This is a genomic window from Phytohabitans aurantiacus (assembly GCF_027923225.1).
GTDB classification, from domain to species: Bacteria; Actinomycetota; Actinomycetes; order Mycobacteriales; family Micromonosporaceae; genus Phytohabitans; species Phytohabitans aurantiacus.
This window is the reverse complement of record NZ_BSDI01000052.1, coordinates 39,950-58,334: the sequence shown is the minus strand read 5'-3', so window position 1 is coordinate 58,334 and position 18,385 is coordinate 39,950. Positions and strand designations below refer to the sequence as shown.

The window sequence follows — 18,385 nt, the reverse complement described above, 5'->3', positions numbered from 1 at the left end:
CGTGTTGCGTTGGTTGACCGCGGGTGAGTCGCATGGGCCCGCGCTGGTTGCTGTCCTGGAGGGTGTGCCCGCCGGGGTCGAGGTGACGAGCGCCGAGATCGGCCGGGAGCTGGCACGCCGCCGGCTGGGATATGGGCGCGGTGCGCGCATGGCGTTCGAGCAGGACGTCGTCGAGATCATCGGCGGCATCCGGCACGGCCTCACGCTGGGCAGCCCGGTGGCGGTGCGCGTGGGCAACTCCGAGTGGCCCAAGTGGCAGACGGTGATGGCCGCCGACCCGGTCGACCCTGACGAGCTGGCTCGCCAGGCCCGCAACGCCCCGCTGACCCGGCCTCGCCCGGGCCACGCCGACCTGGCCGGCATGCAGAAGTACGGGCACACCGACGCCCGACCGATCCTGGAGCGGGCCAGCGCGCGCGAGACCGCCGCGCGGGTGGCCGTGGGTACGGTCGCCAAGGCGCTGCTCAAGCAGGCGCTCGGCATCGAGATCGTCTCGCACGTCGTGGAGCTGGGCTCGGTGGCCGCCAAGCCCGGCCTCCAGCCCCGCCCCGAAGACGCCGAACGCGTCGACGCCGACCCGCTGCGCTGCCTCGACCCCGAGGCGAGCGCCCGCATGGTCGCCGAGGTCGACGCCGCCAAGAAAGACGCCGACACGCTGGGCGGCGTCGTCGAGGTCCTCGCCTACGGCGTGCCGCCGGGCCTGGGCAGCCACGTCCAGTGGGACCGCAAGCTCGACGCCCGGCTCGCGACCGCGCTGATGTCGATCCAGGCCATCAAGGGCGTGGAGATCGGCGACGCGTGGCTGCAGGCGCGTTCGCGCGGTTCACAGGCGCACGACGAGATCATCCCGACGGCGAGCGGTGTCAAGCGGGTCACCGACCGGGCCGGCGGCCTGGAGGGCGGCATCACGACCGGCGAGCCGCTGCGGGTCAAGGCGGCCATGAAGCCGATCTCATCCCTCAACCGCGCACTGTCCACCGTGGACGTCGTGACGGGCGAGCCGGCCACCGCCATCAACCAGCGCTCCGACGTCTGCGCGGTCCCGGCCGCCGCGGTCGTCGCCGAGGCCATGGTCGCGCTGGTACTGGCCGAGGCGGCCACCGAGAAGTTCGGCGGTGACTCGGTGGCGGAGATCCGGCGCAACCTCGACGGATACCTGGAAAACCTGGTGATCCGCTGATGGGGCCTGCCTGCGTGCTCGTCGGCGTGATGGGTGCCGGAAAGACGACCGTGGGCGAGCTGCTGGCCGCCGAGCTGGGCGTGGAGTTCCGCGACACCGACGTCGACATCGAGACCGCCGCCGGCCGCCCGATCTCCGACATCTTCGTGCAGGATGGCGAGGCGCACTTCCGGGATCTGGAGCGGGCGGCGGTGGCGGCGGCCCTGTCGTCGTTCGACGGGGTGCTGGCGCTGGGCGGCGGCGCGGTCCTGGCTGAGGAGACCCGGGCCGCGCTGGCGGGTCACACCGTGGTTTTCCTGTCGGTGGAGCTGGCCGACGCGGTCAAGCGGGTCGGGCTCGGCACGGGGCGTCCGTTGCTGGCGATCAATCCGCGCGCCACCCTGAAACACCTGATGGACCAGCGCCGCCCCCTGTACCTGGAGGTCGCGACGCACACGGTGGCGACGGACGGGCGCCCGGCCGAAGACGTGGCCGCCGAGATCCGCACCCTCCTCAAGGGCTAGCCCGCCAGCTCGGTGAGCACCGCGGCCAACGCGGCTGGTTCGCTGAGCATGGGCCAGTGGCCGGTGGCGATGCCGCGTACCTCGCCGTCCTGGAACTCGGCGAAGAACGGGTGGCCCTGCGCGATCATCACGCGCACCTGGTCGAGCGGGATCACGCATGCGATAAGCGCGTTGCGTACCTTCGCGTGCCGCCTGCGTTGCACCGGCTGCGTCGCGGCGCGGAGCGGGTGCGGGGTCGCCCGGGAGCGCAGCGTCGCCAGCGCCGACTCGTCGAGGCCGGCCAGGTTTACCGGGTCGGCGGCCGGGTCCCACGGCGGCGGCGGAAGCAGGTGGCCGTCGCCGATCACCTTCAACAACCGCGCGCGCTCGTCCGGCTCGTTGGTGTCAAACTGCGACATACCATCAGGAAGCGGCCCACTGTCCACATAGACCACTTGGGCGATCCGTTCCGGGATGCGGTCGGCGGCTTGGCTGACGGGCATGCCACCACCTGAGTGACCGACCAGTACCACATCGTGCAGATCCCGCTCCTCGATCAGCCGTACCACGTCGTCTGTGTGGGTATCCAGATCCACTTCCGGCGTGGCGAGGTGCGCGCGCTCGGCAACTCCGGTCAGGGTGATGGGGTGGACGTCGTGGCCGGCTTCGCGCAGTGCGGTTGCCACGTCTTGCCACGCCCACGCCCCGAGCCAGAACCCCGGTACCAGTACGAATGTCGTCATGGCATCGAGGTTATGATCAAATCAGGACAGCTTCCGCCCGATTAAGGAGTGTGGCCTGTGTCACATCCTGCGTCACGGGTGCTGGGCATGCTCGAACTCCTGCAGACCCACCACCGGCTCACCGGCGCCGACCTCGGCGCGCGCCTCGGTGTCGACGAGCGCACCGTCCGGCGGTACGCCGGCACGCTGGCCGACCTGGGCATTCCCGTCACCGCGTACCGCGGCCGGTACGGCGGTTACCGGCTGGCACCCGGGTACAAGCTGCCGCCGCTGATGCTCACCGACGAGGAGGCCGTCGCCGTCGTACTGGGCCTGGTCGCCGCGGAGCACTTGGGCCTGGCCACCGAGGCCCCGGCAACAGGAGTCGCCCTCGCCAAGATCCAAAGGGTACTCCCGTCGGTGCTCGCCGACCGCCTGGCCGCCGTGCAGGACACGCTCGGGTTCACGATGAAGCCGCGCACCGAGGCGGCCCGGCCAGCCACCGCCACACTCCTGTCGCTGGGCGCCGCCACCCGCGAACGCCGCCGGGTCACGCTCACGTACCGGTCCTGGCGCGGCGGGGTGTCGCTGCGCGAGTTGGACCCGTACGGGCTGGTCTTCCACGCCGGCCGCTGGTACCTGACCGGGCTCGACCACCGCAGCGACGAGATCCGTACGTTCCGGCTGGACCGCATCGGCGCGGTCGACGTCGGCGACGAGACCTTCGAGGTGCCGGACGGCTTCGACCCGGTCGCGCACGTGACGCGATCGCTGGCCGGTGTCCCGTACGCGTGGGATGTCGAGGTGCTGCTGGAGACCGACATGGTGCAGGCGCGCAAGCGGGTGCCCGCGAGCGTCGCCGAGCTGAGCGAGTCGGCCGACGGGGTGCTGATGCGCTGCCGCGCCCAACGGCTCGACGGGATGGCGCACATGCTGGCCGGACTGGGCTGGCCGTTCACCGTCGTGCGCCCCGACGAACTGCGCCAGGCGGTCGCCGACTACGCCCACCAGCTGACCAAGATGGCCGACCGCAAACCCTAGGCAGGCGTCAGGTACTCCGAGGACGTGGTGAACTCCGCCAGGGCGTCCGGCAACGGATCCACCCCGATGCCGGGGGCTTCCGGCACGCGCAGGTGACCGTCGTCGAGGACGAACGGTGGCGTGACGTCGCGGGCGAAGTACCGGCTGGACGCGGACGTGTCGCCCGGCAGCGTGAAGCCGGGCAGCGCGGCCAGGGCCACGTTGGCGGCCCTGCCGATACCGGTCTCCAGCATCCCGCCGCACCACACCGGAATCCCGTTCGCCCGGCACAGGTCGTGGATGCGCCGCGCCTCCAGGTACCCGCCGACCCGGCCGGGCTTGATGTTGATGACCCGGGCGGCCCGCAGCGCGATCGCGTCGGCGGCCGCCTCCACCGAGCCGATCGACTCATCGAGGCAGACGGGGGTGCGGATCAGCCGGGCCAGCTCGCCGTGCTGCCGGATGTCGTCTTCGGCGAGCGGCTGCTCGATCAGGAGCAGGTCGAAGTCGTCCAGCTTCTGCAGGGTCCGGGCGTCCGCGAGCGTGTAGGCGGCGTTCGCGTCGACCTGCAGCAGGATGTCGCCGAAGCGCTCCCGCACCGCGCGGACCGCCGCCACGTCCCAGCCCGGCTCGATCTTCAGCTTGATCCGCAGGTACCCCTCGGCCAGGTACCCGTCGACCGCGTCGAGCAATTCGGGAATCGAGTCCATGATGCCCACCGACACCCCGGCCGGCACCCGGTCACGCGAGGCGCCCAGAAAGGCGCCGAACGACTCGCCCCGGGCCCTGAGCTCGGCGTCGAGCACCGCCGCCTCCAGCGCCGCCTTGGCCATGCGATGCCCGCGCACCGGAGCCAGCAGCGGGGCCACGCGAGAGGCTGTCACGTCGCGCGCGGCCATCAACGGGGGAGCCAGGAACCGCCGGATCACCTCCGCCGCGCCGTCGACGTACTCGGACGAATACACCGGCTCGGACATCGCGACGCACTCGCCCCAGCCCTCCGCCTCGGGCGTCACCACCCGCACCAGCAGCACGTCGCGCGCCGTCTCCGTGCCGAACGACGTGCGGAACGGCGCCACCAGCGGCATCGCGATGCGCCGCAACTCAAATCCCGTGATGTCCACACCAGCAGTTCTACTAGAGAGAAGCAGAATCCGAGCTACCGCGATGTCCGTCGTGCGCCAGACCGTCGCTCCCGCGGCCTCACCCTTCGCGGTTCACAACCCCCCGCCGTGATCAGGGCGTCCCTGAAGTCGTTAGAGCGACGTGAGGGACGCCCTGATCACGCTGGTGGGGGTATGGGGACGCGGTGAGCGAGGCCGCGGGAGCAGCGGTCTTGCGCGCGGCGGACGTCGCGGTAGCTCAATGCCCTAGGCTCAGGCTCGATGGACGAGACCACGCGCATACCGGTCGGCGGCGACCGCCCGTACGAGGTCCTGGTCGGCCGCGACCTGCTGGGCACGCTGCCCGGCCTGGTCGACGGCGCCGCCCGGGCCGCCGTGCTCTACGCGCCGCCGCTCAAGCCCCACGCCGACGCGGTCGGCGAGACCCTGGCCGCCGCGGGCGTCCGGCCGCTGCTGGTCGACGTGCCCGACGCCGAGGCCGGCAAGAGCATGGACGTCGCCGCGCACTGCTGGGACCAGCTCGGCGCGGCCGGCTTCACCCGCACCGACGTGGTCGTCGGTGTCGGCGGCGGCGCGGTCACCGACCTGGCCGGCTTCGTCGCGGCCTGCTGGCTGCGCGGGGTGCGCTGGGTGCCGGTCTCGACCAGCCTGCTCGGCATGGTCGACGCCGCCGTGGGCGGCAAAACCGGGGTCAACACCGCCGCCGGCAAGAATCTGGTCGGCGCGTTCCACCCGCCCGCCGGGGTGCTCTGCGACCTGGCCACGCTCGACAGCCTGCCACCGACCGACCTGGTCGCGGGGCTGGCCGAGGTGGTCAAATGCGGGTTCATCGCCGACCCCGCGATCCTCGACGTGGTCGAGCGCGACCCGGCCGCGGCGGCCGACCCCGCGACGCCCGCGCTGCGCGAGCTTGTCGAGCGCGCGATCAAGGTCAAGTCGCAGGTCGTCTCCGCCGACCTGCGAGAATCCGGCCTGCGGGAGATCCTCAACTACGGGCACACGCTGGCGCACGCGATCGAAAAGGTCGAGGGGTACGCGTGGCGGCACGGTCACGCCGTCTCGGTGGGCCTCGTGTACGCGGCCGCGCTGGGCGCCCTCGCCGGCCGCCTCGACACCGGCACCGCCGCCCGGCACCGCGCCGTGCTGACCGCGCTCGGGCTCCCGGTCTCGTACCGGGCGGACGCCTGGCCGGACCTGCTCGCCACGATGCGCGTGGACAAGAAGGCCCGGGGCGCGACGCTACGCTTCGTCGTGCTCGACGGCCTGGCCACACCATCCATCCTGGACGGTCCGCCGGACGAGCTGTTGCTTTCCGCGTACCAGGAGGTGGCATCCTGAAGGTTTATGTCCTCAATGGACCTAACCTGGGTCGGCTCGGCACCCGCCAGGTCGACGTGTACGGCGTAACGTCGTACGCGGATCTGGTCACCATGTGCGAGAAGGCCGGCAACGATCTGGGCCTCGACGTCGAGGTGCGGCAGACCGACGCCGAGCACGAGATGCTCGCCTGGCTCCACGCTGCGGCCGACGAGCGGGCACCCGTCGTCCTCAACCCCGGCGCGTGGTCGCACTACTCGTACGCGGTCCGCGACGCGTGCGCCATGCTCCGGGCCCCGCTCGTCGAGGTGCACATCTCGAACATCCACGCGCGCGAGGAGTTCCGGCACCACTCGGTCGTCTCCGCGGTCGCCACCGGCGTCATCGCCGGCCTTGGCGTCGACGGATACCGGCTGGCGCTCGCTCACCTCAGTCTGCGCCTGCGTTCGGGTGGCCAGTAGACTTACCAGGTCACCCCCACGGACAAATCCAAGACGAAGATCAAGGCAGGCAATGGCCACCACGAACGACCTCAAGAACGGAATGGTCCTCAACCTCGACGGCGAGCTGTGGGCCGTTGTGGAGTTCCAGCACGTCAAGCCGGGCAAGGGCGGGGCGTTCGTGCGCACCACGCTCAAGAACGTGCTGTCGGGCAAGGTGGTCGACAAGACGTTCAACGCGGGCACCAAGGTCGAAACGGCCACCGTCGACAAGCGGACGATGCAGTACCTGTACGCCGACGGCGACGACTACGTGTTCATGGACCTGGAGACGTTCGACCAGATCCACGTGCCCGGCGGCACCGTCGGTGAGGCGGCGAACTACCTGCTGCCCGAGGCCGAGGCGACCGTCGCGACCCACGAGGGCGTGCCGCTGTACATCGAGCTGCCGACCAGCGTGGTGCTCGAAATCACGTACACCGAGCCGGGCCTGCAGGGCGACCGCTCGACCGGCGGCAACAAGCCCGCCACGGTCGAGACCGGCGCGACGGTACAGGTGCCGCTGTTCATCACCACCGGCGAGAAAATCAAGGTCGACACGCGCGACGGCCGCTACCTCGGCCGTGCCTGAGGCCCCGAAGTCGCAGATGCCCGCTCGCCGCAAGGCGCGCAAGCGGGCACTCGACGTGCTGTTCGAGGCTGACCTGCGAGACATGCCGGTGCCAGACGTGCTGGCGTCGTACATCAAGCGGCTGGAGCAGCCGCGCCCCGAGCACCTGGGCTACGCGATCGGGCTGATCGAAGGCGTGGCCGAGCACCTCGACCGCATCGACGAGCTGATCGCGAGCTACGCCGAGGGCTGGACGCTCGACCGCATGCCAGTCGTCGACCGCAATCTGGCGCGGATCGCGGTGTACGAACTGCTGTACGTGGACGAGATCGACGACGCGGTAGCGATCACGGAGGCGGTGGAGCTCGCCCGCCAGATGTCGACGGACGACTCGCCACGCTTCCTGAACGGCGTCTTGGGCCGCATAGCCGAATACGCCACCCGCTAGCCCGCGTCCGCTCCGGTCGGCGTTGCCTTGCGGTGCGGCCTTGCGGTGCGGCGCGCTCCGCGCGCGCGGAGCGCGCCGCGCGCGCGGAGCGCGCCGCACCGCCTTGCGTCGATCAAGGGCGAATGCACGTGGTTGGATCTCTTTTCCGCGTGTATTCGCCCTTGATCCATGCAGATCTCCTTGATCGGCGCCGCCGAGTGGGGACGTTGCGGCGATCTGTCACGGTCCCGGCAACGCGCAGCCCGTCGCCCGGCGCTGCCAGCGCCACCACTTGGCGGATTGCCCCGATATCTACCTTGGCCATATAGATCTTTGTGCACTTGTTGCTGCCAGGGGCAGCAACAAGTGCACAAGATCTGCCGGCGGCGGGGGCGTGCCGGCAGTCGGGCTTGCGTAACTCACGTGTTTGTCGCCTCATCACGGCCGTTGAGCTACGGGCTCTCGCGCTGGGGTCAAGCCCGACCCCCGCGGCCGGCCCGGCGCCGCTACGCGCCGCCCGCGACCGAATTGTTCTGATCTGCGCGGCGAACGTCGCGAGCTGTGAACACTTGTGGCTGCTCCAGCAGCCACAAGTGTTCACAGCTCGTCGCGAACCGCGACCTTGGCGTCAAATCACAGCGCTTTCGGCGCCATCCTTGATCGCCGCCGGTGAGTGGCGTCCGCGGTTCGCGCTCTTCGCGCGTACCGCGAGCGACGCAGCGCCGGTCGCGCGATGACCAAGGGCGCGGAGCGCCGCCACCCACTGCTGCGGCCCGGCCGCGCGAACTCACTGCCGCGGCCTCGCCGCGCGAACCCACCGTCGCGGGCGCGGCCGTGTGAACCCGCAGCCGCCGCTGGAATGTCTGGTTTGTATCGCGCCGCGCCGGATCGCCGGATGTCGGGTGACGCCGATTGGCGCCGATCAAGGAGAACCCCATCGACCAAGGGCGAATGCACGCGGTTTTGCGATCGAATCGCGTGCGTTCGGCCTTGATCGGCGGAGAGGGCGGCGTGGTGTCTCTCGGCGTGGCGGCCGGGGCGGCGGAGATGTTCGCGCGACATGCCGGCAACCGCTTGAGGGGTGGCGTGCGGATGGCTACTGTCTGCCGCCGTGACACTCCTCGATGAATTGAACCGGCTGCGTGCGGACGCGTTGGCGTTGGCGCGGCAGGTGGCTGCGGTCCGCGCGAGCGGGAGAGGTATGGACCGGGCCGGCGTAGTCGAGATCGTGTTCGACGCCGATGGCCGGCCGGACGCCGTGCGGTTGCGGCCGGATTGGCGCGGCGCGGTTGGGGTCGGCGGTTTGGCGGCCGCGGTGCGGGAGGCGTGGTCCGCGGCGGTGCTCGACCGGCTCGGCGCGTGGGCCACCGCCACGGCAGATCCGGACCCGGTGGTCGAAGCGCCAGCCGATGACGTCGCGGCGCGACGGCGCGCGGCCCGCGAAGACACCAATGACGGGCCGCCGCCGGCGGGAACGAACGCCGGGACTGCGGAGAGTGCGCTGCCGGCGGCGCTCGTCGGGGCCGCTGCCGGGCGCGATCCGAGCGGGCGGGTGGTCGCCGAGATCAGCGGGGGAGAGTTGACCGCGCTGCGCTTCGATGAGGGTTGGGCGCGAGTCGCAGACGAGGTGGAGATCGGCGCCGCAGTGCTCGCCGCGCTGGTGGAGGCGTTCGGCGTCGGGTCCGTCGACGGCGCGACCAGATCGGTGGCGGACGCCACGGCCGACACCGGGCGCCACGCGTGACGGCGTCCGAGCGTGATGGCGGCGCGCGCGTGACGGCGCGCGGGTGACGGCGTCCGTGTGATGGCGTCCGCGGGTGGCGGCGTTGCTGGGGTGGGGTGGTCGGGAGTGTGGGTCGGTGGTGGTGCGAGGGGAGGGGGCGAGGATGGCGCCGGGTGGTGACGCGGTCGCGGTGGCGGTCGAGGCGTTGCGGCGGGACGCGCGGGAGTGGCGGCGGTGGGCTGATGGGCTTGACGCGGCCGCGCGGGTCGCGGGTGATCTTGATCTCACGGCCAACGAGATGTGTGGGCTGAGCGAGATCGTCGGGCTTCCGGTGCTGTACAGGGCGGTGCAGCGGCGGGCCGTCGAGTTGGCGGCGACGGGGGCGCGGGAGTTCGTCGCGGTCGCGGACGCGTTGACTAGTGCGGCCGACGGGTACGAGGCGGACGAGCGTGCGGCCGTGCATCGGCTGCTCGGGGTGTGGTGACCGTGACCGTGCCGGTTGTGGTGGTCGACTTCGACTCGGTCCTGGAGCGGGTGCGGCGGCTCGTCAAGGAGGTGCGGGAGTCGGCGGCGCGGGTGGTGGAAAGGGCGCTGTCGGTGGCGCGGCTGCTGCCAATGCCGGTCGGTGTACGGCTCGTCCAGCTTGCCGGGAAGCTCGACGACCTCGTACGGCGGCTGGTGGAGCTGATCGAAAGGCTGAGTGATCCACTGGGGCGGCCGGTTCGACTGTGGGAGACCGGCCGGCGGTGGGTCGCGGAGTTCGGTGGCCCGTTGAGCCGGCACGTCGGCGAGATCCATCCTGACCATCTCGCGGCCGGGTACGAGTGGGACGGGCGGGCCGCTGAGGCGTACGAGGCGGCTGCCGACCGGCAGCGTGGGGCGCTGGCGACGTTGCATGGTGCCGCCGGCGAGATCGACTTGGCGTTGGGGCGGCTCGCGCTCGCGATCTGCGGCATGTGGGCGGCGGTGGCGGCCATGCTCGCCTCGGCGGCGGTACAACTCACGGCCGCCGCCCTGGCCGCCGGCACGGGCGCGGGTGTGCCGGCGGCGGTCGTACTGGCGGTGGCCAGCATGGCGACGTTGTGCGGCGGCATCGCGACCGGGGCCGGCACGTTGTCGGCCGTGATCGAGTGGGTCACCGACAGCGTGTCCGCACTGCATCAGCGGTTGGTCGACGGGGAGGCGTTTCCGGGTGGCCGTTGGCCTGGGCCGAGCACCGAGCGTTTTCGGGACGGCAGCATGTCCGATGGCAGTCCGTCAGATTGGCGGCTTGCCGATTAGGCGGCGCATCTGGGCGGGTCGCCACGCAGTAGCCGGCGCGACAGTAGCTCACGCATGAGGGTACGGGCGGAAATGGGCGGGCGGATCAAATGAACGAGGCGCCCCCCGAAGGGAGCGCCTCGATCGGAAAGTCGGTGGTCAGGAGGCGAAGAAGGCACGCGGGTCGGCGACCAGGACACCAGCCTCGGTGAGACGCTCGATCAAGCCGGAAGGCGAGATGTCGTACACGATGGCGAGCGCCCGAAGGTCGTCCGCGCGGATCGACAGGACCCGGCCGTTGTAGTCGCCACGCTGCTGCTGGATAGCGCGTGCGTAGCGGGCGACGTAGGCGAGTTCCTCGGAGGCCTCGTCGTACAGCCGCTCCAGGTCCAGAACGATCTTGTTGGTGGGTTCGTGCCGGACGCCGCTGCCGTCGGGCAGCAGTTCGGCGACGGGTACCCGGTAGAAGTCCGCCAGCTCGGCGAGGCGAGACACGGTGACCGCACGGTCGCCACGCTCATACGAGCCGACGACGACGGCCTTCCAGCGCCCGTTCGACTTCTCCTCCACCCCCTGCAGGGAGAGACCCTGCTGCTGGCGGATGGAGCGCAGGCGGGCGCCCAACGACTTGGCGTACTCAGAGGGCATACGGACACTCCCAGTGCTCTTGCCCGGGGTTCTCCCCAGCGATCGCTACGGAGCGTGACGGTACGCAGGTTGCGACACGCGGTCAAGTAGTAGTTACCCCCGAGTCGATACCAACGCGCTGAAATGTCCGATTTTTCCTCGCATCCAGTTACTGATCGGTCGGTCAGTGAACCGCCAATGGGGCACAACGAGGCCAACTGGAGATCGCTGGTAACGTAGCGTCAGCCTGACACCCTTTAAGTCCCGTCCAGTGAGGCGGGGAAGGAGTGAGCGCCTGTGGCGTTGCCAGAGGCTGCGCAGTCGCAGCCAAAAACCATCCTGACCAGCACCGATCTTCAGCGGGTCGTCGACCGGATCGCCCACCAGATTCTGGAAAAGACTCAGGGTGCGGCAGACACCGCCCTGATGGGCATTCCGACCCGCGGTGGCCCGCTCGCTCGCCGCCTCGCCGACCGCATCCGCACTTTTGAGGGCGTCGATGTACCGGTCGGAGTGTTGGACATCACTCTCTACCGAGACGATCTGCGCCGCCAGGCGACCCGCGCGATCGGCCCCACCGAGGTGCCGCCGGGCGGAGTCGACGGCCGGCGGGTGATCCTGGTCGACGACGTGCTCTTCTCCGGCCGCACGGTGCGGGCCGCTCTCGACGCGCTCAGCGACATCGGCCGCCCGCGCAGCGTCCAGCTCGCGGTGCTGGTCGACCGCGGCCACCGCGAGCTGCCGATCCGCGCCGACTACGTCGGCAAGAACATCCCCACGGCGCTCGCCGAGAGCGTCCGGGTCGCGCTGGTCGAGACCGACGGCGTCGACGAGGTCAAGCTCTTCGGGGGTACCCAATGAAGCACCTGCTCTCCGCCGCGGATCTGGACGCGGCCACCGCCACCCTGGTCCTGGACACGGCGGCCGAGATGGCCAGCCTCGCCGGCCGTGAGGTCAAGAAACTCCCCACGCTGCGCGGGCGCACCGTGGTGAACCTCTTCTACGAAGACTCCACGCGCACCCGGATCTCGTTCGAGGCGGCCGCCAAGCGGCTGTCCGCCGATGTGATCAACTTCTCAGCCAAGGGTTCCAGCGTCTCGAAGGGCGAGAGCCTCAAGGACACCGCGCTCACCCTCCAGGCGATGGGCGCCGACGCCGTGGTGATCCGGCACCCCGCTTCGGGCGCGCCGCACCGGCTGGCGACCTGGGTCGAGGGCTCGGTTCTGAACGCTGGCGACGGCACTCACGAGCACCCGACGCAGGCGCTGCTCGACGCGTACACGATGCGCTCCCGACTGGGCCGGCTGGCCGGCCTCAAGGTCGCGGTCGTCGGCGATGTGCTGCACAGCCGGGTGGCCCGCTCGAACGTCGCATTGCTCGCCACCCTCGGTGCAAAGGTCACGCTTGTCGGGCCGCCCACACTGATCCCGGTCGACCTGCGCACCGAGGTTTGCTACGACCTTGACTCGGTGCTCTCCGACACCGATGTCGTGATGATGCTCCGAGTACAGCGCGAGCGCATGAACGACTCGTACTTCCCGTCGGAGCGCGAGTACGCGCGGCGGTACGGGCTGGACGGGCCGCGGATGCGCAAGCTGCCCGAGCACGCGATCGTGATGCATCCCGGCCCCATGAACCGGGGGATGGAGATCGCCCCGGAGGTGGCCGACTCGGCTCGCTCCACCATCGTCGAACAGGTCGCCAACGGTGTCTCCGTGCGGATGGCCGTCCTCTATCTGCTGCTCGGAGGCAAGTCATGAATGCACCCCACAAGTACCTGATCAAGGGTGTCTCGGTCCTCGGCCGGCCGAAAACCGACCTGCTGATCCAAGACGGGGTCGTCGCGGAAGGCGACGCCAAGGGCGCCGAGGTCGTCGACGCGGACGGCCTTGTCGCGCTGCCTGGCCTTGTCGACCTGCACACCCACCTTCGGGAGCCGGGACGCGAAGACGCCGAGACCGTCGAGTCCGGGTCGCGGGCGGCGGCGCTCGGCGGGTACACGGCCGTGTGCGCGATGGCGAACACGTCGCCGGTCGCCGACACGGCCGGCGTGGTGGAGCAGGTCTACCGGCTGGGCCGCGAGGCCGGGCTGGTCGACGTGCAGCCGATCGGGGCGGTCACGGTCGGGCTGGCCGGGGAGCGCCTCGCGGAGTTGGGAGCGATGGCCACCTCCGCCGCCGCGGTGCGGATCTTCTCCGACGACGGGCACTGCGTGTCCGACCCGAAGCTGATGCGGCGGGCACTGGAGTACGTGAAGGCGTTCGGCGGCGTGATCGCGCAGCACGCCGAGGAGCCCCGGCTGACCGAGGGCGCCCAGATGCACGAGGGCGAGGTCGCCACCCGGCTCGGCCTGACCGGCTGGCCGGCGGTAGCCGAGGAGGCCATCATCGCCCGCGACGTGCTGCTGGCCGAGCACGTCGGCAGCCGGTTGCACGTGTGCCATGTGTCGACGGCGGGCAGCGTCGAGGTGCTGCGGCACGCGAAGGCGCGCGGCGTCCGTGTCACGGCCGAGGTCACGCCGCATCACCTTCTGCTGACGGACGAGCGGGCCACCAGCTACGACCCGGTCTTCAAGGTGAACCCGCCGTTGCGCCCGGCGTCCGATGTGGAGGCTCTCCGGAAGGCTTTGAAAGACGGCGTCATCGACATCGTCGCCACCGACCACGCCCCGCACGCGGTGGAAGACAAGGAATGCGAGTGGGCGTACGCCAGGCCGGGCATGCTCGGCCTGGAGACGGCGCTGTCGATCACGCTGAGCGTGCTGGGTGAGGACTGGGACCTCATCGCCGAGCGGATGTCGCGCGCTCCGGCGCGCATCGCCGGCCTGGACGGGCACGGCCACGACCCGGTGCCGGGCGCGCCGGCGAACCTCACCCTGGTCGACCCGGCCGCCCGCCGCGTCGTCGACCCGGCGGAGTCGGCCTCCCGCAGCCGCAACACCCCTTACGCGGGCATGACTCTGCCTGGCAGGGTCGTCGCGACGTTCCTTCGCGGTACGCCCACGGTGCTCGACGGAAAGGCCGTTAAGTAAATGCGAAAACCAGCGATTCTCGTACTCGAAGACGGGCGCACGTTTCACGGCGAGGCGTACGGCGCGATCGGGGAGACGTTCGGTGAGGCGGTCTTCACCACCGGCATGACCGGATATCAGGAGACCCTGACCGACCCGTCATACCACCGTCAGGTCGTCGTGCAGACCGCCCCGCACATCGGCAACACCGGGGTCAACGGCGAAGACGACGAGTCCGGCCGGATCTGGGTCGCCGGCTACGTGGTGCGCGACCCCGCCCGCATCGGCTCGAACTGGCGCGCCACCGGCGGTCTGGAGGAGCGCCTCGCCGCCGAGGGTGTCGTGGGCATCAGCGGCGTCGACACCCGGGCGCTGACCCGGCACCTGCGCGAGCGTGGGGCGATGCGGGTCGGCGTGTCCAGTGTGGATACCGACCCGGAAGCGTTGCGGGAGCGGGTGTTGGCCTCACCTGAGATGGTGGGCGCCGACCTGTCGGCCGAGGTGACCACGCCGTCCCCGTACGTCGTCCAAGCCGACGGCGAACACCGGCTCACGGTCGCCGCGCTGGACCTCGGAATCAAGCGCAACGTGCCGCGGCGCCTGGCCACCCGCGGTGTCACGACGCACGTCATGCCGGCAACGTCCACGGTGGAGGATCTGCTCGGCGTCGGCGCTGACGCGGTGTTCTTCTCACCCGGACCGGGCGACCCGGCGACCGCCGACCACCCGGTGGCGGTGGCGCGCGAGGTGATGCGGCGCGGTGTGCCGCTGTTCGGCATCTGCTTCGGCAGCCAGATTCTGGGGCGGGCGCTGGGATTCGGCACCTACAAGCTCCAGTACGGGCACCGCGGCATCAACCAGCCGGTGTTCGACAAGACGACCGGCAAGGTCGAGGTGACCTCGCACAACCACGGCTTCGCCGTCGACGCTCCTCACGAGGGCGTGGTCGACACCGACTTCGGTCGCGTGGAGGTCTCCCACGTCTGCCTGAACGACAACGTGGTCGAAGGGCTGCGGGCGCTGGACGTGCCCGCGTTCACCGTGCAGTACCACCCCGAGGCGGCGGCCGGTACGCACGACGCTGACTACTTGTTCGACAGGTTCGTGGAGTTGGTGGATCGTGCCGAAGCGAAGTGACATCAAGCACGTACTGGTGATCGGCTCAGGCCCGATCGTGATCGGCCAGGCGTGCGAGTTCGACTATTCCGGCACTCAGGCGTGCCGCGTGCTGCGCGCCGAGGGCCTGCGGGTATCGCTGGTCAACTCGAACCCGGCCACCATCATGACCGACCCCGAGTTCGCCGACGCCACGTACGTCGAGCCGATCACGCCGGAGTTCGTCGAGCTGGTCATCGCTCGCGAAAGGCCCGATGCCCTCCTGCCGACGTTGGGCGGCCAGACCGCGCTCAACACGGCGGTGGCGCTGTACGAGTCGGGCGTGCTCGACAAGTACGGCGTGGAGCTGATCGGGGCGAACATCGACGCGATCCGGCGCGGTGAGGACCGGCAGCTGTTCAAGGAGATCGTGGCCCAGGCCGGGGGAGAGGTGCCGCGCAGCCGCGTGTGCCATTCGCTGGAAGAGGTGCGCGAGACGGCCGCCGAGCTCGGACTGCCCGTCGTGATCCGGCCGTCGTTCACCATGGGCGGCCTCGGGTCGGGCATGGCGCACACCGATGAGGACCTGGAGCGGATCGCCGGCGCCGGGCTCGCCGCGTCGCCTGTGCACGAGGTACTCATCGAGGAGAGCGTGCTCGGCTGGAAAGAGTACGAGCTGGAGCTGATGCGCGACCGCAACGACAACGTGGTCGTCATCTGCTCCATCGAAAACGTCGACCCGATGGGTGTGCACACCGGCGACAGCGTGACGGTGGCGCCCGCGATGACGCTGACCGACCGTGAGTACCAGCGGATGCGCGACCTGGGCATCGCCGTGCTGCGTCAGGTGGGCGTCGACACCGGTGGCTGCAACATCCAGTTCGCGATCGACCCGGCCACGGGGCGGATCGTCGTCATCGAGATGAACCCGCGGGTGTCGCGATCGTCCGCGCTCGCCTCGAAGGCCACCGGCTTCCCGATCGCCAAGATCGCCGCGAAGCTCGCCATCGGGTACACATTGGACGAGATCCCGAACGACATCACCCTTGAGACGCCAGCAGCCTTCGAGCCCACGCTCGACTACGTGGTGGTGAAGATCCCGCGGTTCGCGTTCGAGAAGTTCCCGGGCGCCGACCCGGAGCTGACGACGACGATGAAGTCGGTCGGCGAGGCGATGGCGCTGGGTCGCAACTTCACCGAGGCGCTCAACAAGGCGATGCGCTCGATGGAGACCAAGGCGGCCGGTTTCTGGACCGTGCCTGACCCCGATCAGTCGCTTGAGGACACTCTCGCGGCGCTGCGCGTGCCGCACGACGGCCGGCTCTACACGGTCGAGCGGGCGCTGCGGCTCGGCGCGACGGTGGAGCAGGTCGCCGAGGCGAGCGGCGGGATGGACCCGTGGTTCCTGGACCAGATCGTGTCCCTTGTGGAGCTTCGCCGCGAGATCGAGGCTGCGCCAGTACTCGATGAAGCTCTTGTGCGGCGCGCCAAGCGTGCCGGTCTGTCCGACCGGCAGGTCGCGGCGCTGCGGCCCGAGTTGGCCGGCGAGAGTGGCCTGCGGACCCTGCGCCACCGGCTCGGGGTGCGTCCGGTCTACAAGACCGTCGACACGTGCGCGGCCGAGTTCGAGGCGAAGACGCCTTATCACTACTCCTCTTACGACGAGGAGACCGAGGTCGCGCCGTCCGACCGGCCGAAGGTGCTGATCCTCGGCTCAGGACCGAACCGGATCGGGCAGGGCATCGAGTTCGACTACTCGTGCGTGCACGCCGTCCAGGCGCTGCGCGGCGAGTACGAGACCGTGATGATCAACTGCAACCCCGAGACCGTCTCCACCGACTACGACACCGCCGACCGGCTGTACTTTGAGCCGCTCACGTTCGAAGACGTGCTGGAGGTGTGGCACGCCGAGCACTCGTCGGGCGTCGCCGCGGGCGGCCCGGGCGTGGTCGGCGTTGTCGTCCAGCTCGGCGGGCAGACCCCGCTGGGGCTCGCGCAGCGCCTGAAGGACGCCGGCGTGCCGATCGTCGGCACCAGCCCGGAGAGCATCCACCTGGCTGAGGACCGCGGCGCGTTCGGCGCCGTCCTGGCCAAGGCCGGCCTCCGGGCGCCCGCGCATGGCACGGCCACGTCGTTCGACGAGGCGCGCGCGATCGCCAACGAGATCGGGTACCCGGTCCTCGTCCGGCCGTCGTACGTGCTCGGCGGGCGGGGCATGGAGATCGTGTACGACGAGCCGACGCTGCGCGACTACATCGGGCGGGCCACCGACATCTCGCCGGACCATCCGGTGCTGGTCGACCGGTTCCTCGACGACGCGATCGAGATCGATGTCGACGCGCTCTGCGACGCTGATGGTGAGGTGTACATCGGCGGTGTCATGGAGCACATCGAGGAGGCCGGCATCCACTCCGGCGACTCGTCGTGCGTGCTTCCTCCGATCACGCTCGCCGGATCGCACCTAGCGCAAGTACGCAAATACACCGAGGCAATCGCTCGGGGCGTTGGGGTGCGTGGGCTGCTGAATGTTCAGTACGCCCTCAAGGACGACATCCTGTACGTGCTCGAGGCAAACCCGCGCGCCTCACGGACCGTGCCCTTCGTGTCCAAGGCGACGGCCGTGCAGCTGGCGAAGGCGGCCAGCAAGATCATGCTCGGTGCGTCCATCGCTTCGTTGCGATCGTCGGGCCTGCTCCTGTCCGAAGGCGACGGCGCCGCCCCGCCCGACGGGGCACCCATCGCGGTGAAGGAGGCGGTGCTGCCGTTCAAGCGGTTCCGCACCCCGGCCGGCAAGGGCGTCGACAACCTGCTCGGCCCGGAGATGAAGTCGACCGGCGAGGTGATGGGCATCGACGTCGGCTTCGGCCAGGCGTTCGCGAAGTCGCAGGCCGGGGCCTACGGTTCGCTGCCGACCGCCGGCACGATCCTGGTGACCGTGGCGAATCGCGACAAGCGCGCCATGGTGTTCCCGGTCAAGCGGCTGGCCGACCTCGGTTTCGAGATCGTGGCGACCGCCGGCACGGGCGAGGTCCTGCGCCGGTACGGGATCGCGTGCCGGATCGTGCCCAAGCACTACGAGGCAGCCGGCACCGACGCGGTGTCCTTGATCGCGGCGGGGGAGATGGCGCTGGTCATCAACACGCCGCAGGGTTCAGGGGCGAGCGCCCGCTCGGACGGGTACGAGATCCGCAGCGCCGCCGTGACCGCCGACATCCCGTGCATCACGACGGTGCCGGGCGTCACGGCGGCGGTGATGGGCATCGAGGCCGTGATCCGCGGCGACATGGCCGTCCGCCCGTTGCAAGACCTCCACGCCGCCTTGAGGCCCACCCGGTGAGCACCGTCCCC

18 protein-coding genes are annotated in these 18,385 nt (G+C 70.4%); 15 read left to right on the top strand and 3 right to left on the bottom strand.

Annotated elements, in window-relative coordinates; translation table 11 throughout:
• Position 1 precedes the first annotated feature (1 nt).
• Positions 2–1,180, top strand: a complete 1,179-nt coding sequence (gene aroC / locus QMG73_RS36165; protein ID WP_281903425.1) for a chorismate synthase — start codon at positions 2–4, stop codon at positions 1,178–1,180.
• On the top strand, positions 1,180–1,683 hold the full coding sequence (locus QMG73_RS36160; RefSeq protein WP_281903423.1) for a shikimate kinase: 504 nt from the start codon (positions 1,180–1,182) through the stop codon (positions 1,681–1,683). Before aroC ends, QMG73_RS36160 begins: the two co-directional genes overlap by 1 nt.
• On the opposite strand, the gene QMG73_RS36155 is transcribed toward QMG73_RS36160, so the two are convergent.
• On the bottom strand, positions 1,680–2,405 hold the full coding sequence (locus tag QMG73_RS36155; protein WP_281903421.1) for an alpha/beta fold hydrolase: 726 nt from the start codon (positions 2,403–2,405) through the stop codon (positions 1,680–1,682). The two genes, QMG73_RS36160 and QMG73_RS36155, sit on opposite strands and share 4 nt — an antisense overlap.
• A gap of 57 nt (positions 2,406–2,462) precedes the next feature.
• Between QMG73_RS36155 and QMG73_RS36150 the strand changes: the two genes are divergently transcribed.
• Entirely contained in the window at positions 2,463–3,425 is a 963-nt protein-coding gene (locus QMG73_RS36150; RefSeq protein ID WP_281903419.1) for a helix-turn-helix transcriptional regulator, read from the top strand.
• Here the strand turns inward: QMG73_RS36150 and menC are convergent.
• A complete protein-coding gene (gene menC, locus QMG73_RS36145; RefSeq protein ID WP_281903418.1) occupies positions 3,422–4,528 on the bottom strand; it encodes an o-succinylbenzoate synthase in 1,107 nt (368 codons plus the stop codon). The genes QMG73_RS36150 and menC overlap by 4 nt on opposite strands.
• A gap of 261 nt (positions 4,529–4,789) precedes the next feature.
• Between menC and aroB the strand changes: the two genes are divergently transcribed.
• The 7 genes from aroB (at position 4,790) to QMG73_RS36110 (ending at position 10,326) form a co-directional block, all read left to right on the top strand.
• Complete coding sequence (gene aroB / locus QMG73_RS36140) at positions 4,790–5,866, top strand: 3-dehydroquinate synthase (RefSeq protein ID WP_281903417.1); 1,077 nt, start codon at positions 4,790–4,792, stop codon at positions 5,864–5,866.
• Positions 5,863–6,306, top strand: a complete 444-nt coding sequence (gene aroQ, locus QMG73_RS36135) for a type II 3-dehydroquinate dehydratase (protein WP_281903486.1) — start codon at positions 5,863–5,865, stop codon at positions 6,304–6,306. The genes aroB and aroQ overlap by 4 nt, the downstream gene beginning before the upstream one ends.
• Positions 6,307–6,358: 52 nt before the next feature.
• The gene (gene efp / locus QMG73_RS36130; RefSeq protein ID WP_281903415.1) at positions 6,359–6,916 is read left to right on the top strand and encodes an elongation factor P; all 558 of its coding nucleotides are present in this window, start codon (positions 6,359–6,361) and stop codon (positions 6,914–6,916) included.
• Positions 6,917–6,932: 16 nt separating this feature from the next.
• Entirely contained in the window at positions 6,933–7,343 is a 411-nt protein-coding gene (gene nusB / locus QMG73_RS36125; protein ID WP_281903414.1) for a transcription antitermination factor NusB, read from the top strand.
• A 1,090-nt stretch (positions 7,344–8,433) separates the two neighbouring features.
• Complete coding sequence (locus QMG73_RS36120; RefSeq protein WP_281903413.1) at positions 8,434–9,066, top strand: hypothetical protein; 633 nt, start codon at positions 8,434–8,436, stop codon at positions 9,064–9,066.
• A gap of 142 nt (positions 9,067–9,208) precedes the next feature.
• Complete coding sequence (locus tag QMG73_RS36115) at positions 9,209–9,529, top strand: hypothetical protein (RefSeq protein ID WP_281903412.1); 321 nt, start codon at positions 9,209–9,211, stop codon at positions 9,527–9,529.
• Positions 9,530–9,531: 2 nt separating this feature from the next.
• On the top strand, positions 9,532–10,326 hold the full coding sequence (locus tag QMG73_RS36110; protein ID WP_281903411.1) for a hypothetical protein: 795 nt from the start codon (positions 9,532–9,534) through the stop codon (positions 10,324–10,326).
• 138 nt (positions 10,327–10,464) lie between these two features.
• On the opposite strand, the gene bldD is transcribed toward QMG73_RS36110, so the two are convergent.
• The gene (gene bldD / locus QMG73_RS36105) at positions 10,465–10,953 is read right to left on the bottom strand and encodes a transcriptional regulator BldD (protein WP_265254359.1); all 489 of its coding nucleotides are present in this window, start codon (positions 10,951–10,953) and stop codon (positions 10,465–10,467) included.
• Between the two features lie 276 nt (positions 10,954–11,229).
• Here bldD and pyrR point away from each other — a divergent pair, with 276 nt between their 5' ends.
• The 5 genes from pyrR to carB are packed head-to-tail and all read left to right on the top strand — an operon-like array spanning position 11,230 to position 18,374.
• Positions 11,230–11,793, top strand: coding sequence for a bifunctional pyr operon transcriptional regulator/uracil phosphoribosyltransferase PyrR (pyrR, locus tag QMG73_RS36100; RefSeq protein WP_281903409.1), 564 nt, complete (start codon positions 11,230–11,232; stop codon positions 11,791–11,793).
• Complete coding sequence (locus QMG73_RS36095; RefSeq protein WP_281903408.1) at positions 11,790–12,692, top strand: aspartate carbamoyltransferase catalytic subunit; 903 nt, start codon at positions 11,790–11,792, stop codon at positions 12,690–12,692. The genes pyrR and QMG73_RS36095 overlap by 4 nt, the downstream gene beginning before the upstream one ends.
• Positions 12,689–13,963, top strand: a complete 1,275-nt coding sequence (locus QMG73_RS36090; RefSeq protein WP_281903406.1) for a dihydroorotase — start codon at positions 12,689–12,691, stop codon at positions 13,961–13,963. The genes QMG73_RS36095 and QMG73_RS36090 overlap by 4 nt, the downstream gene beginning before the upstream one ends.
• Complete coding sequence (gene carA / locus QMG73_RS36085; protein WP_281903404.1) at positions 13,964–15,079, top strand: glutamine-hydrolyzing carbamoyl-phosphate synthase small subunit; 1,116 nt, start codon at positions 13,964–13,966, stop codon at positions 15,077–15,079.
• Entirely contained in the window at positions 15,063–18,374 is a 3,312-nt protein-coding gene (carB, locus tag QMG73_RS36080; RefSeq protein WP_281903402.1) for a carbamoyl-phosphate synthase large subunit, read from the top strand. The genes carA and carB overlap by 17 nt, the downstream gene beginning before the upstream one ends.
• Positions 18,375–18,385: the final 11 nt, after the last annotated feature.